Annotated in this window: 24 protein-coding genes; 9 read left to right on the top strand and 15 right to left on the bottom strand. The window is 69.3% G+C overall.

Annotated features, from left to right (window positions below; all coding sequences use genetic code 11):
* Positions 1 to 378: 378 nt before the first annotated feature.
* The 3 genes from oxlT to ASF60_RS24485 all read left to right on the top strand — a co-directional run bounded on the left by oxlT (position 379) and on the right by ASF60_RS24485 (position 2,338).
* On the top strand, positions 379 to 1,677 hold the full coding sequence (gene oxlT / locus ASF60_RS13220; protein WP_056185417.1) for an oxalate/formate MFS antiporter: 1,299 nt from the start codon (positions 379 to 381) through the stop codon (positions 1,675 to 1,677).
* 138 nt (positions 1,678 to 1,815) lie between these two features.
* Complete coding sequence (locus ASF60_RS13225; RefSeq protein WP_056185421.1) at positions 1,816 to 2,013, top strand: hypothetical protein; 198 nt, start codon at positions 1,816 to 1,818, stop codon at positions 2,011 to 2,013.
* Between the two features lie 157 nt (positions 2,014 to 2,170).
* A complete protein-coding gene (locus ASF60_RS24485; RefSeq protein ID WP_156376258.1) occupies positions 2,171 to 2,338 on the top strand; it encodes a hypothetical protein in 168 nt (55 codons plus the stop codon).
* 8 nt (positions 2,339 to 2,346) lie between these two features.
* Here the strand turns inward: ASF60_RS24485 and ASF60_RS13230 are convergent, their stop codons facing one another.
* The 4 genes from ASF60_RS13230 to ASF60_RS13245 all read right to left on the bottom strand — a co-directional run bounded on the left by ASF60_RS13230 (position 2,347) and on the right by ASF60_RS13245 (position 7,569).
* Positions 2,347 to 2,874, bottom strand: a complete 528-nt coding sequence (locus ASF60_RS13230; RefSeq protein WP_156634082.1) for a hypothetical protein — start codon at positions 2,872 to 2,874, stop codon at positions 2,347 to 2,349.
* A gap of 420 nt (positions 2,875 to 3,294) precedes the next feature.
* Complete coding sequence (pgl, locus tag ASF60_RS13235; protein ID WP_056185427.1) at positions 3,295 to 4,023, bottom strand: 6-phosphogluconolactonase; 729 nt, start codon at positions 4,021 to 4,023, stop codon at positions 3,295 to 3,297.
* Between the two features lie 91 nt (positions 4,024 to 4,114).
* Positions 4,115 to 5,089 carry a phosphogluconate dehydrogenase (NAD(+)-dependent, decarboxylating) gene (gnd, locus tag ASF60_RS13240; protein WP_056185430.1) on the bottom strand — a complete coding sequence of 325 codons (975 nt, stop codon included), beginning with the start codon at positions 5,087 to 5,089 and terminating at the stop codon, positions 4,115 to 4,117.
* A 146-nt stretch (positions 5,090 to 5,235) separates the two neighbouring features.
* Positions 5,236 to 7,569: an NADP-dependent malic enzyme gene (locus ASF60_RS13245; RefSeq protein ID WP_056185432.1), complete on the bottom strand. Its 2,334-nt coding sequence runs from the start codon at positions 7,567 to 7,569 to the stop codon at positions 5,236 to 5,238.
* A gap of 379 nt (positions 7,570 to 7,948) precedes the next feature.
* On the opposite strand from ASF60_RS13245, the gene ASF60_RS13250 reads away from it, so the two are divergent.
* Positions 7,949 to 8,203, top strand: coding sequence for a DUF3297 family protein (locus ASF60_RS13250; protein ID WP_056185435.1), 255 nt, complete (start codon positions 7,949 to 7,951; stop codon positions 8,201 to 8,203).
* Between the two features lie 3 nt (positions 8,204 to 8,206).
* Here the strand turns inward: ASF60_RS13250 and ASF60_RS13255 are convergent, their stop codons facing one another.
* The 4 genes from ASF60_RS13255 to aspS all read right to left on the bottom strand — a co-directional run bounded on the left by ASF60_RS13255 (position 8,207) and on the right by aspS (position 12,200).
* A complete protein-coding gene (locus ASF60_RS13255) occupies positions 8,207 to 8,899 on the bottom strand; it encodes a hypothetical protein (protein WP_056185438.1) in 693 nt (230 codons plus the stop codon).
* The gene (locus ASF60_RS13260) at positions 8,896 to 9,921 is read right to left on the bottom strand and encodes a hypothetical protein (protein ID WP_156634084.1); all 1,026 of its coding nucleotides are present in this window, start codon (positions 9,919 to 9,921) and stop codon (positions 8,896 to 8,898) included. Before ASF60_RS13260 ends, ASF60_RS13255 begins: the two co-directional genes overlap by 4 nt.
* 88 nt (positions 9,922 to 10,009) lie before the next feature.
* Positions 10,010 to 10,345, bottom strand: coding sequence for a hypothetical protein (locus tag ASF60_RS13265; protein WP_056185444.1), 336 nt, complete (start codon positions 10,343 to 10,345; stop codon positions 10,010 to 10,012).
* A 40-nt stretch (positions 10,346 to 10,385) separates the two neighbouring features.
* The gene (gene aspS, locus ASF60_RS13270; RefSeq protein WP_056185448.1) at positions 10,386 to 12,200 is read right to left on the bottom strand and encodes an aspartate--tRNA ligase; all 1,815 of its coding nucleotides are present in this window, start codon (positions 12,198 to 12,200) and stop codon (positions 10,386 to 10,388) included.
* Positions 12,201 to 12,417: 217 nt separating this feature from the next.
* Between aspS and ASF60_RS13275 the strand changes: the two genes are divergently transcribed.
* A complete protein-coding gene (locus tag ASF60_RS13275) occupies positions 12,418 to 12,864 on the top strand; it encodes a hypothetical protein (protein WP_200935908.1) in 447 nt (148 codons plus the stop codon).
* A 141-nt stretch (positions 12,865 to 13,005) separates the two neighbouring features.
* On the top strand, positions 13,006 to 14,157 hold the full coding sequence (gene rnd / locus ASF60_RS13280) for a ribonuclease D (RefSeq protein ID WP_056185451.1): 1,152 nt from the start codon (positions 13,006 to 13,008) through the stop codon (positions 14,155 to 14,157).
* A gap of 49 nt (positions 14,158 to 14,206) precedes the next feature.
* On the opposite strand, the gene ASF60_RS13285 is transcribed toward rnd, so the two are convergent.
* Both ASF60_RS13285 and erpA read right to left on the bottom strand, forming a co-directional pair.
* The gene (locus ASF60_RS13285) at positions 14,207 to 16,048 is read right to left on the bottom strand and encodes a hypothetical protein (RefSeq protein ID WP_056185453.1); all 1,842 of its coding nucleotides are present in this window, start codon (positions 16,046 to 16,048) and stop codon (positions 14,207 to 14,209) included.
* Positions 16,049 to 16,198: 150 nt separating this feature from the next.
* Complete coding sequence (gene erpA, locus ASF60_RS13290; protein ID WP_056185457.1) at positions 16,199 to 16,525, bottom strand: iron-sulfur cluster insertion protein ErpA; 327 nt, start codon at positions 16,523 to 16,525, stop codon at positions 16,199 to 16,201.
* Between the two features lie 163 nt (positions 16,526 to 16,688).
* On the opposite strand from erpA, the gene ASF60_RS13295 reads away from it, so the two are divergent.
* Positions 16,689 to 17,990, top strand: a complete 1,302-nt coding sequence (locus tag ASF60_RS13295; protein WP_056185459.1) for a deoxyguanosinetriphosphate triphosphohydrolase — start codon at positions 16,689 to 16,691, stop codon at positions 17,988 to 17,990.
* 37 nt (positions 17,991 to 18,027) lie between these two features.
* Here the strand turns inward: ASF60_RS13295 and ASF60_RS13300 are convergent, their stop codons facing one another.
* Positions 18,028 to 18,654, bottom strand: a complete 627-nt coding sequence (locus tag ASF60_RS13300; RefSeq protein ID WP_056185462.1) for a PilZ domain-containing protein — start codon at positions 18,652 to 18,654, stop codon at positions 18,028 to 18,030.
* A gap of 106 nt (positions 18,655 to 18,760) precedes the next feature.
* A complete protein-coding gene (locus ASF60_RS13305) occupies positions 18,761 to 19,369 on the bottom strand; it encodes a PAS domain-containing protein (RefSeq protein ID WP_056185530.1) in 609 nt (202 codons plus the stop codon).
* Positions 19,370 to 19,861: 492 nt separating this feature from the next.
* Here ASF60_RS13305 and ASF60_RS13310 point away from each other — a divergent pair, with 492 nt between their 5' ends.
* Positions 19,862 to 20,677 (top strand): rhomboid family intramembrane serine protease, encoded by an 816-nt coding sequence (locus tag ASF60_RS13310; protein WP_056185465.1) that lies wholly within the window; start codon positions 19,862 to 19,864, stop codon positions 20,675 to 20,677.
* Positions 20,678 to 20,877: 200 nt separating this feature from the next.
* Positions 20,878 to 21,309, top strand: coding sequence for a CBS domain-containing protein (locus tag ASF60_RS13315; RefSeq protein ID WP_056185470.1), 432 nt, complete (start codon positions 20,878 to 20,880; stop codon positions 21,307 to 21,309).
* 58 nt (positions 21,310 to 21,367) lie between these two features.
* Here ASF60_RS13315 and ASF60_RS13320 read toward each other — a convergent pair whose 3' ends face one another.
* From ASF60_RS13320 to folE, 3 genes are all read right to left on the bottom strand, one after another.
* Positions 21,368 to 22,453: a patatin-like phospholipase family protein gene (locus ASF60_RS13320; RefSeq protein ID WP_082507944.1), complete on the bottom strand. Its 1,086-nt coding sequence runs from the start codon at positions 22,451 to 22,453 to the stop codon at positions 21,368 to 21,370.
* Between the two features lie 180 nt (positions 22,454 to 22,633).
* Positions 22,634 to 23,068: a phosphoribosyl-AMP cyclohydrolase gene (hisI, locus tag ASF60_RS13325; RefSeq protein WP_056185473.1), complete on the bottom strand. Its 435-nt coding sequence runs from the start codon at positions 23,066 to 23,068 to the stop codon at positions 22,634 to 22,636.
* A gap of 10 nt (positions 23,069 to 23,078) precedes the next feature.
* Positions 23,079 to 23,909, bottom strand: a complete 831-nt coding sequence (folE, locus tag ASF60_RS13330) for a GTP cyclohydrolase I FolE (RefSeq protein WP_056185477.1) — start codon at positions 23,907 to 23,909, stop codon at positions 23,079 to 23,081.
* Positions 23,910 to 23,991 lie beyond the last annotated feature (82 nt).

Below are 23,991 nucleotides of genomic sequence, written 5' to 3' on the forward strand. Positions count from 1 at the left end.
GGCGAAGTGTTCCGGCCGGTGCTTCGGCCGCTCTTCCGCGACCCGGATCGATCCCGGCGGCGCCGTGCGCGGACGCACGCAAACGCGCGGGCCCTGCACCGGCGTGACGCCTCGGGGCTGAGCCGGAATGGAGGAAACCGCCTCAGGCGGCGACCAGGGGCGTAAACGCACTTGGCCTATCCCTTAATCCCGAAAATTCAGCACCCAATGTAGAATTATTCTGCTTGCGCGGACTTCTGGTATACCAAATAATGCCGATATGCGAACCGCCAAGTGAAACGCGTGGCTGATCTCAGGCGGGCGGGGCGCAAACGAGCATTTCAATTCGGATCCTCAGCAAAACGCTCAACGTCCCAAGCAGAACGAGGAACTCAGCTCATGGCGATGTCCGCTGCCGCGCCCCCTATAGCGAAACCGTCCGCCAATCGGTGGTTGCAACTCATCTTCGGCGTCGCCTGCATGGTGGCCGCCGCCAATATCCAGTACGCGTGGACGCTGTTCGTCCCCGAGATCCAGAAGACCTTCGGCTGGGATCGCGCCGCGATCCAGGTCGCGTTCACGATCTTCGTCGTGGTGCAGACCTGGCTGACCCCCATCGAGGGCTACTTCATCGACAAGTACGGCCCGAGCCGCGTGGTGATGTTCGGCGGTCTGATGACCGGCCTCGCCTGGGTGATCAACTCCTACGCCACCACGCTCTCCGGCTTCTATCTCGGCTCCGTGGCGGGCGGCATCGGCGTCGGCTGCGTCTACGCCACCTGCATCAACAACGCCCTCAAGTGGTTCCCGGACAAGCGCGGCCTCGCGGTCGGCCTCACGGCGGGCGGCTACGGCGCCGGCTCGGCCCTGACGATCATCCCGATCGCCAACATGATCTCGCAGGGCAGCTACGCCCAGGCCTTCTTCGTGTTCGGGCTGATCCAGGGCGGCATCATCATGCTGGCGGCCATCGGTCTGCGGGCGCCGTCCAAGGGCGAGGTCACCTTCTCGACCAAGGTGCTGCAGACCCGGCGCGACTACACCCTGCGCGAGGCCCTGCGCACGCCGGTCTTCTGGGTGATGCTGCTGATGTTCACCTGCACGGTGACGGGCGGCCTGATGGCCGTGGCCCAGCTCGGCGTCATCGCGCAGGATCTCGGCGTGAAGGAATTCCAGGTCAACCTGTACTTCTTCGCCATGGCCGCGCTGCCCTTCGCGCTGATGCTCGACCGGATCATGAACGGCATCTCGCGGCCGCTCTTCGGCTACGTCTCCGACCGGATCGGCCGTGAGAAGACGATGTTCATCGCCTTCACCATGGAGGGCATCGGCATCGTGGCGCTGGGCTATTTCGGCACCAACCCGTGGGCCTTCGTGATCCTCTCCGGCATCGTGTTCCTGGCCTGGGGCGAAGTCTACTCGCTGTTCAGCGCCACGGCCGCCGACACCTTCGGCTCCAAGCACATCGGCAAGATCTACGGCGTGCTCTACTGCGCCAAGGGCTTCGCAGCCCTGTTCGTACCGGTGGGCAACCTGCTGATGCAGGCCACCGGCACCTGGGCGACGGTGCTCTACACCGTGGCGATCATGGACCTCGTGGCAGCCTTCCTGGCCATCGCGGTGCTGCGGCCGATGCTCAAGCGCCACCATGCGGCGCAAGGGCAGGTCCAGCCGGCCGGCGCCCTGGCGCATGCCTGACCCATCCCGCGCCCCGGTACCGGGCGCGGGACCTGCCTATCTCCTGCGAGCCGGATCCCCTCCGGCTCGCAGTCGTTCGAGGCCGAGGGCGATAACCGGGGCGCCCCGGTCGACCTCGCACCGGCAAAGGTTTCCGCGATGGTCGTCTCCATCCTCCTCGCCCTGGTGAGCATTCCCTTCGCGGCCATCGTCCTGCGAACGGCGGACTTCAACCGTGACGTCTTCGCCATCCTGTATGTCTCGTCGCTCGGTCTGGTCCTGTCGGCCATCCTGCTCGTCGGCGGGTACTACCTGCTGCCGCTACCCCCGATCGTCGCCGATCCCGTTCACCGGTAGATCACCCGGCCGGATGGCTTGGCGGCGGCGCCGCGCCAACAACGTCGCAGCCGAACGCGCCAGCCACGCTCCGGCTGCATGACCGCGTAGCGGTATACGATATACCAGACGCCGTTGTGCAGTGCGATAAACCCGGATCGCCATCGGGATCCGCACCATGATCGCTCTGTTCGTTCTCGGCCTGTGTGCCGTCGCCATCGGGCCGATGCTGGCCCTCCTCACCGACGATGCCGCTTCGGGCTCGGTCCTCCCGGACAAAGCCTCGGCCGGCATGTTCGTCGCGCTCAACGACAACACGCTCACGGCGGCCCGACGCGCCGCCTGATCGCCCGGTCAGGGAGCCTTCGCGGTCCGGGCCGACGGGGCAGGGCGACCGGACCGGGCCGGCCTTGCAGGGGAGACCGGCGCGTCCTCGGTCGTCAGCGCGCCGTTCGCATCGTCGAGGACCGGAATCTGGTCCAGGGTGAGGAGAGGTCGGGTGGAGCGGGCCCCGCCGCGCAGTGGCTCGGCACGGCCCGGGGCCGCTTCGGACACGGCGGCCATCACGGACGCAGAACCCCTGCGCGATGGCGTCGGGGCCACCGCGACGGATGCCGTCGGCATCGCGGCCTTGACCGGCGGGAGCGTGGGAGCGGCCGGCGTCGCTTCCGCCCGCTCCGTTTGAACCCGGTCTCCTGGCACAGGCGGCGCCCGCAGGGGCATCGCCGAGGCCGGGCGCGCGCCCGCGATCTCTGCCTCGTGCGACGCGGCCCAGACACGGGCCGGCGCCAGCGCCGCATCGTCGGCCGGGTGCGGTGCCTTCACGGTCAGAACCAGCAGGACCGGCAGGCTGAGGACGGCCACCAGGGTCAGGCCCGCCACGGCGCCGGAGCGGATTCCGCGGAGGACCGGATGGGGTCCCGATTCGTCGAGCGGGCGCAACGGTCCGATGCGTTGATGCGAGGACCGGCGCCACCGCTTCGCCGGAACGGGGCGCCGGGGCAGACCGATCCAGGGACCACCGACTACAGGACCACCGGCAAAAGGATCTTGGCCCATAACAGTTCTTGGCCCGTGGCGCGGCGTCGTGAAACCGGGCGATTCCGGCTATCGCCAAGTGTTCGCTCGCGGATTTCCAGAACGCAACACTTTTCATCACGGGTGTCGGCCCGCGCCGATCGGAGCGACACCCGATGAGCCAAGCTGTGCAACGCGCCGGGGATGCCGAAATCCTCCGGGCCGACGGATTCGACCGGCCCTCAGGGCTTCGGTGAACCGGAGCCGTTCCGGTCCCGTTGCCGGTCAGGCGCCTGCCGCCTCCCGGTCGACGAGCCAGGCGAGCCGCCCGACGCTGCGGACGTGCCGGACGGGCAGGTCTTCGCCGCGCGCGAGGCGGCGCAGGGGCTCCTGCTTTCCGGCACCGGTCACGAGAAACAGGGTCTCGCGGGCGGAGGCGAGGGCCGGGACGGTGAGGGTGATGCGGGGCACGAAGGGGGCGAGCCCCGCCTCCGGCACCGGTGCCGTCCACGCGTGGCGCTCGCTCAGGGCAGGCTTGCCCGGAAACAGCGAGGCGGTGTGGCCGTCCTCGCCGAGGCCGAGGAGGACGAGGTCGAACAGCGGTCTGGCCGGGTCGAGCACGTCCGCGCCGTAGAACGCCCGCAGGGTCTCGGCATAGGCGCGGGCGCCGGCCTCCGGCGTGCCCTGCGTGTCCATGGCGTGGAGATGGCCCCCCGGGATCGGAGCCTCGCCGAAGGCGTCGCGCGCCATGCGGACATTGCTTGCCGCATCGGTCCACGGCACCATCCGGTCGTCGCCGAAGAACCAGTGCAGGCGCTCCCAAGGCAGGTGCGCCCGGTAGGCCGGCCCGCTCAGCAACCCGTAGAGTCGCTTCGGCGTCGAGCCGCCGGAGAGGCAGACCGCGATGGCCGGGCGCGGCGCCGACTGGCACAGGGCCACGAGACGATCGGCGGCGGCCGCCGCCACCGCATCGGCGTCGGGCAAGATCTCGGCGCGCTCGGGCAGGGGGATCATCGGCGCAGGCCCTCGAGGCTGGCAGGGAATGAGGTCCGGGGTGCCCCTCGGACCAGCGGACAACCGACGCGGGCCTATTTCGGCTCCAGAACTACTTCGGTTCCTGATGCCCGCCAAAGCCCTTGCGCATCGCCGAGAGCAGCTTGTCGGCGTAGCTCGCCTCTTCGCGGGAGCGGAAGCGCGCGTAGAGGGCGGCCGAGAGCACGTTGGCCGGCACGGATTCCTCGATGGCGGCATTCAGGGTCCAGCGGCCCTCGCCGGAATCGGCGACGAAGCCGGAGAAATGTTCGAGCGTCTCGTCCTGCGCCAAGGCACCGGCGGTGAGATCGAGGAGCCAGGACGAGACCACGCTGCCGCGGCGCCAGACTTCGGCGATGTCGCCGATGTCGAGGTCGAAGCGCTGGGCCTCGGGCAGATCCTGGGAATTGGCGTGCCGGAGGATGTCGAAGCCCTCGGCATAGGCCTGCATCAGGCCGTACTCGATGCCGTTATGGACCATCTTGACGAAGTGGCCTGCACCGCTCGGCCCGGCATGGATGTAGCCCGCCTCCGCGCGCGGATCGCGCCCCTCGCGGCCGGGGGTCTTCGGGATGGTGCCGACGCCCGGCGCCAGCGTCTTGAAGATCGGATCGAGGCGCTCAAGGGCGGCGTTGTCGCCGCCGATCATCATGCAGTAGCCGCGCTCGAGACCCCAGACGCCGCCGGAGGTGCCGACATCGACGTAGTGGATGCCGGCGCTCTTCAGCTCGGCGGCGCGGCGGATGTCGTCCTTGTAGAAGGAATTGCCGCCGTCGATGACGACGTCGTCCGCCGCCATCAGCCCCCCGAGGGTCTTCACCGTGGCCTCGGTGATGGTCCCCGCCGGCAGCATCACCCAGGCGGCGCGGGGCGCGGAGAGCTTGGCGACGAAGTCCTCCAGACTGTCCGCGCCGACCGCGCCCTCCGCCACCAGGGCGGCGACCGCGTCGGGGTTCTGGTCGAAGACGACCGCGTCGTGCCCGTCGCGCAGCAGCCGGCGGACGATGTTGCCGCCCATCCGGCCGAGGCCGATCATGCCGAGTTGCATCCCGTGTCTCCCGTGTCCGCGATGACGCGCCGGACTCGAGCCCGGCCGTCGCACGCTCCCTCGCGAGCAGGGCTATCGCACTTGGCCCGCCAGGGCGAGGCGGCGGTTCGGCCGCCGCGCCCTGCGTCGCACGCAGGGGTTCCGCTTCAGGCCGAGGTCGGCCCGACGCCCGGCTCGGCCAGCGCCGCCCCGACGCCGATCTCGGCCGCCTGGGCCTCGACCACGGCGGCGGCCGTGACGTTGACGATGCCGCGGGCGGTGACCGAGGGCGACAGGATGTGGGCCGGCTTGGCCGGCCCGATCAGCAGCGGACCCACCGGGAGGGCGTCGGCCAGCACCTTGGCGAACTGGAACGCGATGTTGGCCGCATCGAGGTTCGGCAGGATCAGCACGTTGGCCGCGCCCTTCAGGCGCGAGGCCGGCATCACCCGGTCGCGGATGACCTCCGACAGGGCGGAATCGCCCTGCATCTCGCCGTCGACCTCCAGGTCGGACCGGCGCTCCCGAATCAGCCCGAGGGCGGTCCGCATCTTCACCGCCGAGCGCGAATCCGACTGGCCGAAATCCGAGTGGCTCAAGAGCGCGATCTTGGGGGTCAGGCCGAAGCGGCTGACGTGCTCGGCACAGGCCACGGCGACGTCGGCGATCTCCTCGGCGCTGGGGTCCGGCCGCACGTGGGTGTCGGCCAGGAAGTAGGCGCCCTCCTTGGTGACGATCAGGCTCATGGCGGCGAAGTCGAGCACGCCGGGGGCGAGGCCGATCACGTCGCGGATCACCCGCAGGCGGGTCTCGAAGCGGCCCTCGAGGCCGCAGATCAGCGCATCCGCCTCGCCGCGACGCACCGCGATGGCGCCGATCACGGTGTTGTTGGTGCGCACCAGGGTGCGGGCGGCGTCCGGCGTGATGCCGCGCCGTCCGGCCGCCTCCAGGTAGGTGGCGACGTAGTCGCGGTAGCGCGGATCGTCCTCGGGATCGATCAGGTCGAAATCGACGCCCTGCTTGAGCGAGAGGCCGAAGCGTTTGATCCGGGTCTCGATCACCCGGGGGCGCCCGACCAGGATCGGCCGCGCGACCTTGTCCTCACAGATGGCCTGGGCGGCGCGCAGCACGCGCTCGTCCTCGCCCTCGGTGTAGATGACGCGCTTGGGGTTCTCCTTCGCCTTGGAGAAGATCGGCTTCATGATGAAGCCCGAGCGGTGGACGAAGCGGTCGAGGCTGTCGGTATAGGCCTGGACGTTTTCCAGGGGCCGGCCGGCGACGCCGGAATCCATCGCCGCCTGGGCGACGGCGGGGGCGATGCGCAGGATCAGGCGCGGGTCGAACGGGCTCGGGATCAGCGAGCGCGGGCCGAAGGGCCGGGCCTCGCCGCCATAGGCGCGGGCGACCACGTCGGAGGGCGTCTCACGGGCCAGCGCCGCGATCGCCTTCACGGCGGCCTGCTTCATCTCCTCGTTGATCGAGGTGGCACCGACGTCGAGCGCACCCCGGAAGATGTAGGGGAAGCACAGGACGTTGTTGACCTGGTTGGGGAAGTCCGAGCGCCCGGTGCAGATCATCGCGTCGGGGCGCTTCTCCTGCGCCAGGTCGGGCATGATCTCGGGGTAGGGGTTGGCCAGCGCCATGATCAGCGGCTTCTCGGCCATCTTCTCCAGATATTCGGGCTTCAGCACGCCGCCGGCCGAGAGGCCGATGAACACGTCCGCGCCCGGAATCACCTCGGCCAGTGTGCGGGCCTCGGTCTCCTGGGCGTAGATGTCCTTCCAGCGGTCCATCAGCTCGGGCCGGCCCTTGTAGACCACGCCCTTGATATCGGTGACGGTGATGTTCTCGACCCGGGCGCCGAGCGACACCAGCAGGTTGAGGCAGGCCAGCGCCGCCGCGCCCGCACCCGAGGTGACGATGCGGACGTCGGGGAGGTTCTTGCCGGCGAGTTCGAGGGCGTTGAGGACGGCGGCCGCCACGATGATGGCGGTGCCGTGCTGGTCGTCGTGGAAGACCGGGATGTTCATCCGGGCCCGGCACTGCTCCTCGACCTCGAAGCACTCGGGCGCCTTGATGTCCTCGAGGTTGATGCCGCCGAAGGTCGGCTCCAGGGCACAGACCACGTCGACGAGCTTGGCGACGTCGTTCTGGGCGACCTCGATGTCGAACACGTCGATGCCGGCGAATTTCTTGAACAGGACGGCCTTGCCCTCCATCACCGGCTTCGAGGCCAGCGGCCCGATATTGCCGAGGCCGAGCACGGCGGTGCCGTTGGTGAGCACCGCGACGAGGTTCTGCCGGATGGTGAGGGTGGCGGCCTCCTGCGGGTCCTCGTGGATCGCCATGCAGGCGGCGGCGACGCCGGGCGAGTAGGCCAGCGCCAGATCACGCTGGTTGCCGAGCGGCTTGGTCGCCTGGATCTCGAGTTTTCCGGGACGCGGCAGGCGGTGGTAGACCAGTGCTCCCGACTTAAGATCGTCGGACATGTTGTCGCCCATGGTCGTCCTCCTTCGGATGTCGCGCTGCCCCCGGCGTCGGAGCGCGTCTCCCATCATCGGCGGGGTTTTTGACTGGGGCTCCTGTTGCACCGGCTGCCCAGTGGGCGCAACCCGAGCCGGAAACCCCGAATCGACCGCGCCCACCCGCCGTTCGGGCCGGTTTCCCCATCGGAGCAAATGCCCGTGGCCGGCCGGCATTGTCGCGTCGGACCCGAGGTCCGACGCTGACGATCGGGGCGTTTTGTTCCATCGCGGACCGGTTTGCGGGCCCGCCTGCGCCCCGAAAGCGGCTCGGCGTTGCGAGAGCGCCCCGAATCCCGTACCCGCTTGCGTTCGAAATCCTCACCCTGCGACGTGAAACGACCCAAGGTCCGCGACGATGTCCGATACGCCTCCCGACCGCCTCGCTGTGAATCCCAACAGCCCGTTCTACGACGAGAAGATCCTGGAGCGCGGCATCGGCATCCGCTTCAAGGGCGTCGAGAAGACCAATGTCGAGGAATACTGCGTCAGCGAGGGCTGGGTCCGCCTCTCGGCCGGCAAGACCCTGGACCGCGCCGGCAATCCGATGACGGTGAAGCTCAAGGGCCCCGTGGAGCCGTATTTTCGCGATGAGACTCCGGCCGAGGGCTGAGCCTCAGGCCGACGCGTCCTCCAGCGGGAACGGCGTCGGCTGCCAGTAGGGCTCGAGCTTGGTGCCGCGGATGTTGTCCGCCTCCCAGCCGTGCAGGACTTTCGCGAGGGCGGCCCGGTCGCCGGCCAGGAGCGGTTCGGCGACGCTCAGGACCATCCGGCGGCGTTTCTGGACCCAGGCGATATTGGGATACCGATCTTCGCGAAGCTCCGGCTCCAGGGTTTCGTAGAGCGCCCGCGCCGAATCCAGGTCGCCGAGAGCGATGTGGAAGATCAGGCGAGTTTCCGGCCATTGCGGCACCTTGCGATCGGTGCCGTCGGTGTAGACCGCCCAAAATGCCGGCAGCGAATCGATCGCGCGAAGCCGGGGTAGTGCTTCCGTCGCGATGACCGAGAGTAGATCGTCGATCATCGTCGGATCCGACCAGTCCCATTCCACCACGCGGGACGATGCGGGACGATGCAGGTAGCCGGAATAGCCGATGCTCGTCAGCAGATCGGGACCCGGCATGAAGGTCTGCAACATCGTCCATTGCGGCGTGCACAGATCCTTGTGCGAACTTCGGTCGATCAGGACACGCAGCGCCACGTGCCGAACCGGCAGAAGCCAGAGATAGTGGGACCCGATCTGTCTCAGATCGTCATACTGCGCTGCCAGGGGCCCGAAAATCTGTTTGATCTGCTTGGCGTTCGTCATCGGGAAGGCCTTATTTCATTCACGATAATGCGCCGCGTGCCAGGGAAATTGATGGCAACCATCCGTGCGATATGGGTGGCACGTAGAGCTGCGAGGCCGCTCTTGCCGGTCTTGAAATCGTGGACGCAGACCGTCAATGGGTCACTTTTTTCAAGGGCGTCGAGACGAATTGAGAACTGAGTTCCGTAGGGCACCGGGTCTGTTTTATCGGGAATAACCGGTTCCGTTGTACCAGGAACATATGAAACTTCTTGAACAAGATTCGGATCGTTAAGTGCACGAATTTTTGCGGCAGCGACGGCGTGAACTTTATTGCCGAAATCCTGCGCGTCCATGAAATTACCGGTCGTGCGCACCTGAGAGACGGAGTCATCGAGGATCCCCTGAACCTCGCCACGACGCGGACAGGCGGCGTCCAGTTCCGCTTGGTCGACCCGACCGACCCACATGGCCGGATTGTTCGCATCCGACCCGGGCTCATACGCGCTGGCCGGCGCCTCGAAGATCGCAGTGCCATCCCGGCTCTTCCGGAGAGAAAGGATTGAGAGCAAGGCCATCCCGGCCTCGACAGCTGCTGCGGTCCGTGACCGGGATGGTTGTGGGGCTCTCGCGCTTTGAACGAATGCTTCCGGCTCCACCCGGCCGTCGATCCGAGTGCCGCGCGACAGGATCTCTCCCGTCTCGCCATCGCTGATGGTCTGGGTTCGCCCCTCCATCTCGAAGAGCGTCTTGGTTCCATCCGGCGCGATGACGACGTGCCGCTCGTCCCAGGTCTCGGACGGCTGGCTGCGAACCCGCAGCGAGAGCACCCGCGAGCCGTCATCGGCGATGACGTCCTGCCCGTCGTCTCCAGAGGTCCATCGCCCGGCCCCGGTCTGGCCAGCCGGGGTGCGAGGCTGATCAGGATCGTACGCCCGGGAGAGGAGATGCTCGACGCGGAGCAGTCCGACTTCGACTCTCAGGGCTGCGAGGTCATAGGGGAGTTTCGCGCGTTCTCCGCTTTGGCGACCTGACGACGACATGGGCGGTGCTCCCGAGAGATCGAGCGACCGGCCCATCTGTCTCATAGACACGCCTAAATATCAATAAAAACCTATCATAGCTCTATATTCACGGATAGGTTCGGTCAATCGCCCTCACCCCGAGCCCCCGCTCCCGCTTCACCCGCTCGCCGCCGAAATTCCGCACCGCCACCGCGACCGTCTCCGCCAGCGCCGCCTCGGAGGTCGGGTCGCGCAGGACGAGGCTGGTGATGGCGTCGGGGTGGTTCTTGCGCTGCTTCGGAGTGCGGGGATGGTTCGAGACCCGCAGGGCGAAGGCGCAGGCCTCGGGCTTGAGGTAGACGCTGTCGCCCCGGGTGTTGCGGGCGACCACCGCGAAGCCCTGCGCCGCGAGGATCTCGACAGCGCGGACCAGGGCCTCGGCGGGCCTGAGGACGGATGTCACGGGTAACGATCCCGCCGGCGGTAAGAGGGGGCTCGGCCCCTCAGGCGCTCTTCTCGGGCAGGTTGAGGCGGATGTGGAGCTCGCGCAGCTGCTTCGGGGTGGCCTCGGCGGGGGCGCCCATCATCAGGTCCTCGGCGCGCTGGTTCATCGGGAACAGCACGACCTCGCGCAGGTTCTGCTCGCCGCAGAGCAGCATGACGATGCGGTCGATGCCCGGCGCGATGCCACCGTGCGGGGGGGCGCCGAGCTTCAGCGCGTTGAGCATGCCGCCGAACTTCTCCTCCAGCACCTCGACGCCGTAGCCGGCGATACCGAAGGCCTTCTCCATCACGTCGGGGCGATGGTTGCGGATCGCGCCGGAGGACAATTCGGTGCCGTTGCAGACGATGTCGTACTGGAACGCCTTGATGTTCAGGATCGTCCCGGCATCCGACGGATCGAGGGCCAGGAATGCCTCGCGGTCGAAGTTCGGCATCGAGAACGGGTTGTGCGAGAAGTCGATCCGCTTCTCGTCCTCGTTCCACTCGTACATCGGGAAGTCGGTGATCCAGCAGAAGGCGTACTGGTCCTTGTCGGACAGGTTCAGCTCGTCGCCGATGCGGATGCGGGCCTTGCCAGCGAGCGCCGCCGCCTTGCCCTCGGTGCCGGCGGAGAAGAACACCGCGTCGCCGGCCTTGGTCCCGGTCTTCTGCGCGATCAGGGCCTGGACCTCGGCCGGGATGAACTTGGCGATCGGGCCCTTGCCGGTGAGCGTGCCGTTGTCGTCCTCGAAGATGATGTAGCCGAGGCCGGGCGCGCCCTCGGCGCGGGCGAAGTCGTTGAGCTTGTCGAAGAACGAGCGCGGCTGGGTCGCCGCCCCCGTGGCGGGGATCGCCCGGACCACGCCGCCGGACGCGATCACGCCCTTGAAGGCCTTGAAGGCGACGTCCTCGCGGGCGAATTCGGCCGTCACGTCGGCGATGATCAGCGGGTTGCGCAGGTCCGGCTTGTCGACGCCGTATTTCAGCATCGCCTCGGCATAGGGGATGCGCGGGAAGGTGCCGGTGACGCGCTTGCCCTCGGCGAATTCCTCGAAGACCGAGCGCAGCACGGGCTCCACCGCCTGGAACACGTCCTCTTGCGTGACGAAGCTCATCTCGATGTCGAGCTGGTAGAACTCGCCCGGGCTCCGGTCGGCGCGGGCATCCTCATCGCGAAAACACGGCGCGATCTGGAAGTAGCGGTCGAAGCCCGCGATCATCGTCAGCTGCTTGAACTGCTGCGGGGCCTGCGGCAGCGCATAGAACTTGCCCGGGTGCACGCGGGACGGCACGAGATAGTCGCGCGCGCCCTCCGGCGAGGAGGCGGTGAGGATCGGGGTCTGGAACTCGAAGAAGCCGCCGTCGCGCATCCGGCGGCGCAGGCTGTCGATGATCGCCCCGCGCTTCATGATGTTGGCGTGCAGCTTCTCGCGGCGCAGATCCAGGAAGCGGTACTTCAGCCGGGTCTCTTCCGGGTAGTCGAGGTCGCCGAAGACCGGCATCGGCAATTCGCCGGCCGGGCCGAGCACTTCGAGGTCGTCGATATAGACCTCCAGCGCGCCGGTGGGCAGGTCCGGGTTCTCAGTGCCGGCGGGGCGGGTGCGGACCCGGCCGTCGATGCGGATGACCCACTCCGAGCGCGCCGCGTTGGCGGCCTGGAAGGCCTTCGAGTCCGAATCCACCACGCATTGCGTCAGGCCGTAATGGTCGCGCAGATCGATGAACAGCACGCCGCCATGGTCGCGGATGCGGTGGCACCAGCCGGAGAGGCGGACGCTCTCGCCGACGTCGGACGGGCGCAGCGCCCCGCAGGTATGGGTCCGATAACGGTGCATGGCAGGCTGTTGCATCAGGGGCTGACAGATCACGGGCGCTTGGGATGGAGCGGCGCACCATTCACGTGGGGGGTGCGAAGTCAAGGCGACGGGCAGGCACCGAGGACTCGGGAGCCGAAGCCGGAGGCGTCGAGAGCAGGGGCCGAAGGCGGGTTGCCCCTTACCGAAAAGCGCCGGATCCCTTCCGGAATCGCAGGCCCATCCCCATATCAGGCCTATGAATTCCAACGCTTTTTTCGACATTCTGAGACAGGCGGCGTCGGGGGCGCCCGGACCTGTGCAGGAGCCGGCCGGCGCCTCCGAACCGCGCGAGCGGCAGGAGGGCCAATGGCGTGTCCTGCCCCTCGAGGGCACCTTCGAGATCGTCTACGAGGATTCGCGCGGAGCCTGGAGCACTCGGCGCGTCGAGGCGCGCGAGCTGAGGCTCGGGCCGGGCCGGACGCTCCTCGGCGGCATCGACCGCGGCCGCGGCGGGTACCGGGGTTTCCGCGCCGACCGCATCCGCCGGCTCACCGATCCATCCAGCGCCACGCGCATCGAGACCGGCATCCTCGATTGGCTGCTGGCCCGCGCCGAGGCGCAGCGCCGCGAACGGACGGCGCAGCGCCGGGCCTGGGCGCAAGCGGCCCGCCGGGGCGGGCGAGCGGGATCGGTCGCGGCCTGAGCCCTGGCCGCCGATCCGTGCCACAGCGCCGGGACGGGCGGGGACAGGCGGACCGGTGCGCGTGCGAATTAGGGGGACGTGGCCAAGGACGTGAGCCGGCATCCCTCGCCTGAGGCGAGAACCTTCGGTATAGCCGGATTCATGGATCTGATCGCCACCACCGCGGCCCTGACCGAGGCCTGCACCCGCCTGTCCGCGCATCCCTTCGTGACCGTCGACACGGAGTTCATGCGCGAGACCACCTACTACCCGAAGCTCTGCCTCATTCAGATGGCGGCGCCGGACGGCTCGGGGGTGCTCGTCGACCCGCTCTCGCCCGACCTCGACCTCGCGCCCTTCTTCGCCCTGATGGCCGATGAGGGCGTGGTGAAGGTGTTCCATTCCGCCCGCCAGGACCTGGAGATCATCTGGCTCCTCGGGGGCCTGCTGCCGCAGCCGTTCTTCGACACGCAGGTCGCCGCGATGGTCTGCGGCTACGGCGACTCGGTCTCCTACGAGCAGCTCGTCAACGACGTGGCCAAGGCCAAGGTCGACAAGTCCTCGCGCTTCACCGACTGGTCGCGCCGGCCGCTCTCGGACGCCCAGCTCAGCTATGCCCTCTCCGACGTGACCCACCTCGTGAAGGTCTACGAGGTGCTGGCGGGCCAGCTCCTGTCCACCGATCGCGGCGAGTGGCTCGACGAGGAGATGAGCGTGCTCACCTCGCCGGAGACCTACAAGGCCGATCCGGCCTCCGCCTGGCGCCGGCTGGCGGGGCGGATGCGCAAGCCCCGCGAGATCGCCGTGCTGATGGAGGTCGCCGCTTGGCGCGAACGCGAGGCGCAGAGCCGCAACGTGCCGCGCGGACGCATCCTTAAGGACGAGGCGGTGATCGACGTCGCAACCTCGGCCCCCCGCAGCGTCGAGGCGCTCGGGCGCCTGCGCTCGATTCCCGCCGGCTTCGAGCGCTCGCGCACCGGGACCGACATCCTGGCGGCGGTGGAGCGGGGCTTCGCCCGCGACCTCACGGAGATCGCACTGCCCGAGCGCGCGCGCAGCCGGGGCGGCAACGGGGCTCTAGTCGAACTGCTCAAGGTGCTGCTGAAGGCGGTGTGCGAGACCGAAGGCGTCGCCCCGAAGATCATCGCCACCGTGGACGACCTGGAGGCCATCGCCGACGACGACGACGCCGACGTGGCCGTGCTCCACGGCTGGCGCCGCACGCTGTTCGGCGAGAAGGCCCTGGCCCTCAAGAGCGGCCGCCTCGCCCTTTCGGCCGAGCGCGGCCGGGTGGTGGTGCGCGACCTGGCATGAGGCCGGAGCGGCCGAGCACCGCTCCGATCCGCGCAACCACGGCCCTTTGTCAGTTCGCCTTGGCGTTGACCTCGAGCCGGTCGAACAGGGCCGCCGGGGTCGGGGCGGCGCTGAATTCCAGTATGCCGATGCCGGTGCCGTTCTTGGGCCGCAGGCTGAGCGAGAGGGTGCCGGGCTTCGTCACGAACTGACCCATCGCGGTGCCGATGGCCTTGGCGCCCGCCGAATTGCCGAGAATCGCGGGGACGCCGAACGTGCTGGCGGTGACGTATTCCTGCTTCAGCTCCTCGGGCTTCAGGCTCAGCACCCTCGACTGGGCGGCGATGAAGCGGTCGAACAGCCCGGTATTCTCGATGGTGAGGTCGAGGGCCTTGGCCGTGGCCGACAGCATGGCGAAGCTCGACACCGCCACGTCCGGATTGAAGACCTCCGGGCCGATGCCGCCGATCATGCCGTTGATGCGGACGCTGCCCATGTCCTTACCGGAGACCGAGACCTCGCCGAGCTTCAGCTCACGGGCGGATTCGTCCCAGGCAGTGTCGGCCACGAGGGCGAGATCGAGGTCGCGGTAGCCGTAGAGGCCCAGCGAGCCGAGGCCCGGCACCCCCGCGACCGCCGAGGCCGGCAGGGTCAGGCCCGACAGGCTGAGGCGCCCGGCGGTCGGCACCCCGTCGCGCGGGGCGGCGAAGTTCAGCGAGCCGTCGCGCAGGCCCACATGCATCGGCGCGGCGGCGGCCTTGTCGCCAGGGTCGCGCGCAGGGTCACGGACCGGGTCGCGTCCGTTCTGCGGCTCGGCCGGCAGATCGAGGCTGAGATCCTTCAGCGCCAGGGTGCCGAGGGCGGGCGTCAGCAGGCGCAGGTCCGCCTCCGCGGGCGGCGTGGTCAGGGCGGCGAGCTTGCGCAGGGCCGCGACGGTCGGAGCGAGCGAGAAGCCGTCGAGGGAGAGCCGGGCGAGGCGGGCCTTGGCGCCGTCGATCCCCGCGAAGGTGATGTCCTCCAGGTGGAGGCCCGCGCTCGTCATCTCCAGGCGGGCGACGCCGAGGCTGAAGGCATCGCGGGGCTTGGCTTCCTGGACGCTGAGGCCGGTGGCCTCCAGGGCGCCGACCGAGACCGCCTCGGCGAGATCGGCGCCGAGGCCCATCAGCCGCGCGCGTTCGGCAGGGGCGATCCGCTCGTAATCGAGCCCCGTGAAGGCCTGGAGCGCCCCGGTCCAGGTCGCCGGAATCTGTCGCCCGCTGAGGTCTCGGCCCTCGATCCGGGCGATCTTCACGGCCGTGCCCCGGGCGTCCACGTAGGCCACGTCGTCGACCGCGAAGGTGGCGTAGATCCGCTGCAGGGCACTCTTGCCGTCGCCCGGCTCGCCGTACAGGCGGGCGAGCACGGTCAGGTCGAGGTCGGTCGCCCGCATGCGACCGTAGGTGCCGGTCCCCTTCTGAGGACCGCCCGCCACCAGGATCGAGGCGCCCGCCGCGGTGAGTTCGGCAATGCGCCCGGCCCGGACGTCGCGGGCGACCACATCGCGATAGGTCACCACCGGCGTCGCGTCGGCCGCGGCCGTGCGCTCGACCCGCAATTCGGGAATGGCCAGGCTGGCGGCATCGAGCCGGACGAGGCGGGCGGGCCAGGATTCGCCGGCTCCCCCCTTCAGCAGCGCGGAGAGTTCGTCCTTGGAGAGTCGGGTCCCGCTGGCGGTGATGCGGGGCGCCTTCAGCACCGTCTCGCCGAAGGCGAGGGTCACGTCCTGCAGGGTCACGTCCTGCACCGCCGAGGCCGCCTCCTGGGCCTGAGCCGCACCGGACCCGGCGCCGATTCCCGCGCCGAGGAGGACGAGGACGCAGGCCGAGACACCGGTCGCCCACGCACGGAGGGGGCGGCCTTTCGAGCAGGTCATGGGCGTATCCGGATCGCTGGCGAAGAGGCGCTTCGAAGGATCGCGTTCCGGGAGAGGAGCCCGGAGGCGTCGGAGAGAGGGCCTCTCCCGTGCCGCAGTTTCACGCGGGAGGCAATCGCGGGGCGGCCCCACGCGGGGACCGCACCTCATTCACAGGGAGAACGAGGTTCCGCAGCCACAGGAGGCGGTGGCCTGGGGATTCTCGATCTTGAAGGATTGCCCGATCAGGTCGTTCACGAAATCGATGGTCGCGCCGCTCATGTATTCCAGCGACATCGGGTCGACGAGGACGGTGGCACCGTCGCGCTCGATGGCGATATCGTCGGCAGCCCGCGCCTTCTCAATGTCGAAGGCGTAGGAGAAGCCCGAGCAGCCGCCGCCGTTCACGCTGATCCGCAGGGAGGCGCCGGGCGGCTCGGCGCCCATGATCTCGTTGATGCGCTTGGCGGCGCGGGGCGTCAGGGTGATGTCGGCCATCGGAGTGGTCTCGCGGGGTGGTCTCGAGATCCGCCGGCCGCCCCGGCCGATCGTGGCCCGGACGACGTTGGAACAACTGCTATGCGATACAAGATATGCCGGGGACCCTGATGCTGCAACGCGGCGGGACGTCAGGACACCGGATGCGGAGCGACGGAGCGTGATGCAGGCGGATTCGACAGGGCAGGGCGAGGCGCCCCAACGGCGTGATGAGGCGCCGCAGCGGCGTGGCGAGCGCTGGCGCGCGCCCTATGCCACGGACCCGGCGGCCACGCGCGGGCGCCTGATCCCGGAGGCGATCTCCCCGACGCGCAGCGATTTCCAGCGCGACCGCGACCGGATCATCCATTCCTCGGCCTTCCGGCGCCTCAAGCACAAGACCCAGGTCTTCGTCCATCACGAGGGCGACCATTACCGGACGCGCCTGACCCACACCCTGGAGGTGAGCCAGATCGCTCGGGCTCTGGCCCGGGCGCTCGGCCTCGACGAGGATCTCGCCGAGGCGCTGGCCCTGAGTCACGACCTCGGCCACACCTGCTTCGGCCATACCGGGGAGGACAGCCTGGACGCCTGCATGGCGGACCATGGCGGCTTCGACCACAACGCCCAGGCCCTGCGCATCGTCACGCGGCTGGAGCGGCGCTACGCCGGCTTCGACGGGCTCAACCTCGCCTGGGAGACCCTGGAGGGCCTGGTCAAGCACAACGGCCCCCTGCTGGAGCCGGATGGCCGGCCGACCCGGCGCTGGATCGGCCGCGGCATCCCGGCGGCGATCCTCGAGTACAACGCCCTCAACGACCTCGAACTGGCGCGCTTCGCCGGCCCCGAGGCGCAGGCGGCGGCGCTCGCCGACGACATCGCCTACGACAGCCACGACCTCGACGACGGCCTGCGCGCCGGCCTGTTCGATCTCGCGGACCTCGCCGAGGTGCCGTTCCTAAGCGACCTGCTGACCGAGATCGACCGCCTCCATCCAAACCTCGAGTCCTCGCGAAAGATTCACGAGCTGGCGCGGCGGGTCATCACCCGCTTCGTCGAGGACGTGATCGCCGAGAGCACCCGGCGCATCGACGCCCTCAATCCGTCCTCGGTGGGCGACATCCGGGCGGCGCAGGCGCCGGTCATCGCCTTCTCGGAGGCGATCGCGGAGGCGGACGCGGCGATCAAGACCTTCCTGTTCGCGCGGATGTACCGCCACCCCGGCGTGCTCGCAGTGCGGGCCAAGGCCAACATCATCGTGGCCGACCTGTTCGGGCGCTTCACGGCCGAGCCCGGCGCGATGCCGGAGGAATGGTCGGCCGGGTTGGCGGAGGCGGAGCCGGGTCGCATCGCCCGCCGGGTCGCCGACTACATCGCCGGCATGACCGATACCTATGCGGCCCTCGCCCACAAGCGCCTCTTCGCGACGACGCCGGACCTGTCCTGGAGCCCGAACAGCCGCAGCCTGCCCCTCACCGAGGCGTAGGCAGCAGGACGGGACAGCACGGGGCGGCGCCCGGATCTCAGAGCGTCAGGCCCTCGTGGAACAGGTCGGGCGAGATCGGCAGCATGAACTGCACGCCGATACCGCCCTCGAAATGGCGCACCACCCGCCCGGGCGTACGCCCGACCATCAGGCTCACGCCGATCGCCGGGGTGCTGGCGGTGGTGAGCGCGACGCCTGACATCGAGATGTCGATGATCCGGGCCGCGACCTCGCGCCCGCTCTCCAGGCGCAGGACGACGCCCGTGACCAGGGGCGTGAGGCGCTCGTGGGTGCGGCCCTCGGGCAGACCGAGGTTCTCGCGGTTGGCGAGCCAGGTGAGTTGCGAGGCGATCTTGTCGCGCTTGCGCGGGGTGGCGTTGAGCCGGACGGCGAAGCCCCCGGGAATCAGGCGTGCGATCGTCCCCTCGATCCGGCCGACATGCTCGAGGTAGAGCACCACGCGCTCACCGAGCGCGCCCATGACCGCACAGGTCAGGCTGACCCCGCCCGGCGACATGTCGACGGTCTGGCAGGGATATTCCCGACGGTCGGCCAGCATGTAGCGCCCGAGTATCGAGACCTTGACGCGATGGTGCCGACGCAGGTCCGGACTGCGTCGATCCCGGGCCGACAGCCCGGCGGAACGTTCGACGTCCTCGATCATGATGGCGGGGCGACTCGCTTCGAGGATTCAAGCGGCTTCACGCTACCTGCCGATGGTTACCAAAGTTTTGTCGGATTATCCTTCCGCCGCTGGCCGGCCGCCTCGATCAGGCGCGTCCGCCCGGATGGACCAGGAGATGGCCGCGCCGCAACGGGGCGGAATCGTTGGCCGGCTCGGGCAGGTCGTCGAGGGTGGCCCTGGCATCCTGATAGGCCGGCACGGTCTCGTGGCCGAGGATGCGCAGGGAGGTCGTGCGCATCCGGGTCAGGGGCCGTATCCCGAGCCAATGCGGCACGCAGGTCGGGCTGAGCGCCCCGAGGATGCGGGTCTGGGTCTCGCCATGGTGCCGCAGGGGCAGCAGCAGCAGTTCGAGATCGATGGTCTCGTCACGCTCCGTCAGACCCTGCAGGCCGGCCACCACCCCAACCGTGTCGAGGGCCACGGCCTCCACCAGCAGCCAGGGATCGGCGTCGGGCATGCCCCAGAGCCCGGCGAAATCCCGGCCCTTGAGTTCCCGTCCGAACAGGGCGCAGACATGGGTCCCGGCCAGCCGGACCGAGGCCGCGCCGCGGGCCATGTCGACCTCGAGGATCAGGCTGTCCGCCAGCAGGTTCCGGATCTCGCCGGGCTCGATCTCGCTGCGCTCCGGCGCGGCGCGCGCGTGACGCAGACGATCCCAGTAGGCGTGGAGCATGCGGCTGGTCGGATGCTTCATGAGATCCCACAATGGCACGGTCCGGCAAAGGACCTTCTCGAATTGGGCGGCTTCGGGAGCAATCTGGGATCGCCCGCGGAGTCTGTGCCGGGTCGGCGCAGAGTCTATGCCGATCAAGATCGACGCGCGCCCTTAACCTCTGATCAAGGTTAATGCGCAGGCCCGGTTGTCCACCGGCAAATTCAGGCCCGGTGTCCGGGTCGCGGCACGGCGGACCTTCGTGTTCCTCACAATGGCCTTCGAGCACAGGGGGGCTGGTTTCGGGCATCGCAGGACGGTTTCGGGCATTGCAGGGTGATTTCGGGCAGGGCAGGGTGATTTCGGGCAGGGCAGGGTGATTTCGGGCAGGGCAGGGTGATTTCGGGCAGGGCAGGGTGATTTCGGGCAGGGCAGGGTGATTTCGGGCAGGGCAGGGTGATTTCGGGCAGGGCAGGGTGATTTCGGGCAGGGCAGGACTTGCCGCGCCGCACCCGACCCCGACATGGTGGCCGCATGGATGCCACCCCCGACCTGCCGCCGCAGAACCGCGTTCCGATCTTCAACATGCCGGGCGTGGTCAGCGCGTCGATCGGCGTGCTCGTGGGCATCCATGCCCTGCGGGAGTTCGTATTGCCGGACACCTGGGACATCGCGGCGCTGATCGACCTCGCGCTGATCCCGGGCCGCTGGAGCGTGGCCCTCGATCCGGCCCGGGCCGAGGATCTCCTCCGGGCGGCCTCGACCCTGGCGGGAGACCCCGACGTGGTCGAGGCGCGGCAGGCCTTCGCCCGTTACGTGGTGGCGGACCCCGCCGCCATGCCGTGGACCTTCGCCACCTACGCGCTGCTGCACGGCTCGTGGATGCACGTCATCTTCAACACCGTCTGGCTCGCCGCTTTCGGGGCGCCGGTGGCCCGCCGCTACGGGGCCTGGCGCTACGGCCTGGTCGGCCTGGTCGGCGCGGTGGCGGGCGGCATCCTCCACGTCCTCCTCGATCCCCTGAGCACCGCCCCCCTGATCGGGGCTTCGGCAGGCGTCTCCGCCCTGATGGCGGCAGCCGCGCGCTTCGTGTTCCAGCCGCCTCCCGTCTATGCCGGTGGCCCACCCTGGCAGCGGCCGGCCTTCGCCCCGCTCCAGACCATTCCGGAACTGATGCGCAACCGCACCGCGGTGGTGTTCCTGGTGATCTGGCTCGTCACCAACTTCCTGTTCGGAATCATCGCCCTGCCGCTTGGGGCCGAGGCGACGTCGGTCGCCTGGGACGCGCATCTCGGCGGCTTCCTCGCGGGCTTCTTCCTGCTGCCGCTGATCGACCGCGCCCGGCGCTGAGGGCAGCCCCTCCCGACCGTCCCGGCGCCTTGAACTATCGTGCTCTTTCCCTCCTTGATCCTGCGGGATCTTGCCAAGTGCGCACGCGGGCCACACTATCGCCATAGACCGAGCCGGGCAGCCTGCCGCACAGGCCAAGCCCGGCATCCCTGCCCATCCGGCCCCCCGATCATGGGGATATTCCGGGAAAGGACATGTCTATGACCGTTGCACGCATCCTCGCCGAGAAAGGCCGCTCCGTCGTGACGGTGGAGCCGCAGCGCAGTCTCGACGAGGCCATCCATCTCCTGGCCGAGAAGCGCATCGGCGCCGTCGTCGTCAGCGATGCGGATGGGGCCGTACGCGGCATCCTCTCCGAGCGCGACATCATGCGGGCGCTCGCCGCCAAGGGCGCCAACGCCCTGGACGCCCTGGTCTCCGAGCACATGACCGCCGACGTCACCACCTGCACCCGCGCCTGCAGCATCGAGGAGGTCATGCATCTCATGACCGAGGGCCGCTTCCGCCACGTGCCCGTGGTCGAGGAGGGGCGCCTGGCCGGGCTCATCTCCATCGGCGACGTGGTCAAGCGCCGGATCGAGGCCGTCGAGGCCGAACACCAGGCGATGCGCGACTACATCACCATGGCCTGATTTGCGGGCCTGATTTCCGGGGGTAATTTCCAGGCCTGCCCCGGAGCCCCGAGGCCGGTCAGGTCCGGGCGGCCGCCGCCGCCACGAGGCTGCGGATCTGCGGCAGGGCGGCGCGCGCCGCCTCGCGGCCGAGGGCGATTCCCTCGGCCGCGCGATGAAACTCGAACAGGCCCATCTCCGCCAGACGCGGCACGATGGCGATGTCGGGCGGATCGCCGGCGAGGCGCGCCCGCGAGATCCGGTCCTGCGTGATGTTGAAGGCATCGAGCATCACCCGCGCCATGCCGGGCGTGGCGAGGCCGTGCGCCGACCCGGGGGCCTCGGCTCCGGCGATCTGGACTCCGGCGATCTGGGCTCCGGCGGTCTGGGCGCGCGGTCCCGGACGGCGCAGGCCCCAGCGCCGCGGCCGGCGCGGGGCGGGCGCGACGACAGGCTCGGCCGCGATCCGGGCTGGGACCGCATCCCGCGGGTCGCCGGAGCGCGGGTCGCCGTTGAGGTTGACGCAGATCACCAGATCGGCCCCGAGCGCCCGCGCGATGCTCACCGGAACCGGATTGACCAGCGTCCCGTCGAGGAGGAGCCGGCCGCCGCAGCGCACCGGCGGGAAGATGCCCGGCAGGGCATAGGAGGCCCGCAGGGCCTCCACCAGACAGCCCCGGGTGAGCCAGACCTCCTCGCCGCTGTCGAGGTCGGTGGCCACGCTGGCGAAACGGATCGGAAGCCCCTCGATGCGACGGTCGGCGAGGTCGTGCTGGAGGCGCCGTCTCAGGCGGTCGCCCGCGATGAGGCCGGAGCGGAGCCGGAGATCGAGCAGCCCCATGACGCTGCGCCGGGTCAGCGACAGGGCGAAGCTCTTGAGAAGGCCGAGCTGGCCCGCCGCGTAGCAGCCGCCCACCACGGCGCCGATGGAGCAGCCCGCCACCACGACCGGGTGGATGCCGGCCTCCTCCAGCACCTCGATCACCCCGATCTGCGACCAGCCCCGGGCCGATCCGCCGCCGAGCGCGAGGCCGATGCGCGGCCCCGGAGCCTGCGGCGGGGTCACGGGCTCGACGGCACCGGGGGGAAAGCGCGGGCGCGCCGGCGCGATCCGCTGGACCTCGACCTGGGCCGAGCGCCCCGGGGAGAGGCCATCCCACATCATCGACACAGGATTCGGCAGGATGTGCGCAGGCGAGCCAGGACGTTTCGAGGCGGGATCATGCCGGGCAGGAACCTCGTCGAACAAACCGCGTCCAAGAAACCGCGTCCAAGAAACCGGGTCGAAGAAACCGGGTCGAAGAAACCGGGTCGAAGAAACCGGGTCGAAGAAACCGCCTCGGGCTCAGGTGTCGGCGGGGCTCAGGACACCCTGTCCGGTCGCCGGATCGTGATCGACGCGGCGATAGAAACAGGCGCGCCGGCCGGTGTGGCAGCAGCCGCCATCCCCCCCGACATCGACGCGAATCAGCACGGCATCCTGGTCGCAATCGACCCGCATCTCGACGATGCGCTGGACCTGCCCGCTGGTGGCGCCCTTGTGCCAGAGTTCGCCGCGCGAACGCGACCAGTACCAGGCCTCGCCGGTCTCCAGGGTCCTGGCCAGCGATTCGGCGTTCATGTGGGCGAGCATCAGCACCTGCCCGTCGGTGGCATCGACGGCGATGCAGGAGACGAGGCCGTGGGCGTCGAACCGGGGGGTGAAGACGGCCCCCTCCTCGACCTCGGCCCGGGCGCCCGGGTTCGGGAAGGCGCTCGTTTTGGGGACGGCAGAGGTCATGAGGATCGGCTCAGGACTTGTTGCGCACGAGGGTGAGGAAGCGCACCTGCTCGTTGGCATCGTTGCGGAAGGCGCCCCGGAATTGGGTGGTGATGGTGGAGACGCCGGCCTTCTGGACGCCGCGCATCGCCATGCAGAGATGCTCGGCCTCGACCATCACGGCGATGCCGCGGGGTTTGAGGATGCTCTCGATCACGTCGGCGATCTGCGCCGTCATGGTCTCCTGGGTCTGCAGGCGGCGGGCGAAGGTGTCGACCACGCGGGCGAGCTTCGACAGGCCGACCACGCCCTTAGTCGGGTAATAGGCGATGTGCGCCAGCCCCATGAAGGGCACCATGTGGTGCTCGCAATGGGAATAGAACGGGATGTCGCGCACCAGAACGATGTCCGAATAGCCCTCAACCTCCTCGAAGACCCGCTCGAGGAGCGCGTCGGCATCCTGGGCGTAGCCGCCGAAGATCTGGCCATAGGCCTTCGCCACCCGGGCCGGGGTGTCGCGCAGGCCCTCGCGGTTCGGGTCGTCGCCGGCCCAGCGCAGCAGCGTGCGCACGGCGGCCTCGGCCTCTTCGCGGCTGGGACGGCCGGTGGCGATGGCGTCGGGCACCCGCTGGGCGGAGGCGGGCAGAGGCGCGATCTCGGGAGCGGGTTCGGGCGCAGGGGCTTGGCCGCGCGCGTTGTCGTTGCGCATGGCGTTGAGGGCGCCGTTCTGGCGGGTCGGTTCCATCCCGGATTCCTCCGTCTCGGTCAGGCGGTAGGAAAGGGACTTGAGCGCGGCATCCATGGCATCTTCCGCCCGGGCGATCCGGGTCGTCATCGGGTGGCTGTCAGGCTTTGCGTACATCGTCGAACCATGGGCCGTCGGGTAAGATGGACCGATGCCCGGACGGTGCCGCCTGTCGTGGCGCGACCCTGGCCGTGGGCGC

Origin of the sequence: Methylobacterium sp. Leaf113 (assembly GCF_001423325.1) — a bacterium.
GTDB lineage: Bacteria > Pseudomonadota > Alphaproteobacteria > Rhizobiales > Beijerinckiaceae > Methylobacterium.

What these genes read in the sequence shown, in the direction of transcription:
- oxlT (WP_056185417.1), top strand. Translation starts at nt 379, where the DNA reads ATGGCGATGTCCGCTGCCGCGCCCCCTATAGCGAAACCGTCCGCCAAT.
- ASF60_RS13225 (WP_056185421.1), top strand. Translation starts at nt 1,816, where the DNA reads ATGGTCGTCTCCATCCTCCTCGCCCTGGTGAGCATTCCCTTCGCGGCC.
- ASF60_RS24485 (WP_156376258.1), top strand. Translation starts at nt 2,171, where the DNA reads ATGATCGCTCTGTTCGTTCTCGGCCTGTGTGCCGTCGCCATCGGGCCG.
- pgl (WP_056185427.1), bottom strand. Translation starts at nt 4,023, where the DNA reads ATGATCCCCCTGCCCGAGCGCGCCGAGATCTTGCCCGACGCCGATGCG.
- gnd (WP_056185430.1), bottom strand. Translation starts at nt 5,089, where the DNA reads ATGCAACTCGGCATGATCGGCCTCGGCCGGATGGGCGGCAACATCGTC.
- ASF60_RS13245 (WP_056185432.1), bottom strand. Translation starts at nt 7,569, where the DNA reads ATGGGCGACAACATGTCCGACGATCTTAAGTCGGGAGCACTGGTCTAC.
- ASF60_RS13250 (WP_056185435.1), top strand. Translation starts at nt 7,949, where the DNA reads ATGTCCGATACGCCTCCCGACCGCCTCGCTGTGAATCCCAACAGCCCG.
- ASF60_RS13255 (WP_056185438.1), bottom strand. Translation starts at nt 8,899, where the DNA reads ATGACGAACGCCAAGCAGATCAAACAGATTTTCGGGCCCCTGGCAGCG.
- ASF60_RS13260 (WP_156634084.1), bottom strand. Translation starts at nt 9,921, where the DNA reads ATGTCGTCGTCAGGTCGCCAAAGCGGAGAACGCGCGAAACTCCCCTAT.
- aspS (WP_056185448.1), bottom strand. Translation starts at nt 12,200, where the DNA reads ATGCACCGTTATCGGACCCATACCTGCGGGGCGCTGCGCCCGTCCGAC.
- ASF60_RS13275 (WP_200935908.1), top strand. Translation starts at nt 12,418, where the DNA reads ATGAATTCCAACGCTTTTTTCGACATTCTGAGACAGGCGGCGTCGGGG.
- rnd (WP_056185451.1), top strand. Translation starts at nt 13,006, where the DNA reads ATGGATCTGATCGCCACCACCGCGGCCCTGACCGAGGCCTGCACCCGC.
- ASF60_RS13285 (WP_056185453.1), bottom strand. Translation starts at nt 16,048, where the DNA reads ATGACCTGCTCGAAAGGCCGCCCCCTCCGTGCGTGGGCGACCGGTGTC.
- erpA (WP_056185457.1), bottom strand. Translation starts at nt 16,525, where the DNA reads ATGGCCGACATCACCCTGACGCCCCGCGCCGCCAAGCGCATCAACGAG.
- ASF60_RS13295 (WP_056185459.1), top strand. Translation starts at nt 16,689, where the DNA reads ATGCAGGCGGATTCGACAGGGCAGGGCGAGGCGCCCCAACGGCGTGAT.
- ASF60_RS13300 (WP_056185462.1), bottom strand. Translation starts at nt 18,654, where the DNA reads ATGATCGAGGACGTCGAACGTTCCGCCGGGCTGTCGGCCCGGGATCGA.
- ASF60_RS13305 (WP_056185530.1), bottom strand. Translation starts at nt 19,369, where the DNA reads ATGAAGCATCCGACCAGCCGCATGCTCCACGCCTACTGGGATCGTCTG.
- ASF60_RS13310 (WP_056185465.1), top strand. Translation starts at nt 19,862, where the DNA reads ATGGATGCCACCCCCGACCTGCCGCCGCAGAACCGCGTTCCGATCTTC.
- ASF60_RS13315 (WP_056185470.1), top strand. Translation starts at nt 20,878, where the DNA reads ATGACCGTTGCACGCATCCTCGCCGAGAAAGGCCGCTCCGTCGTGACG.
- ASF60_RS13320 (WP_082507944.1), bottom strand. Translation starts at nt 22,453, where the DNA reads ATGATGTGGGATGGCCTCTCCCCGGGGCGCTCGGCCCAGGTCGAGGTC.
- hisI (WP_056185473.1), bottom strand. Translation starts at nt 23,068, where the DNA reads ATGACCTCTGCCGTCCCCAAAACGAGCGCCTTCCCGAACCCGGGCGCC.
- folE (WP_056185477.1), bottom strand. Translation starts at nt 23,909, where the DNA reads ATGTACGCAAAGCCTGACAGCCACCCGATGACGACCCGGATCGCCCGG.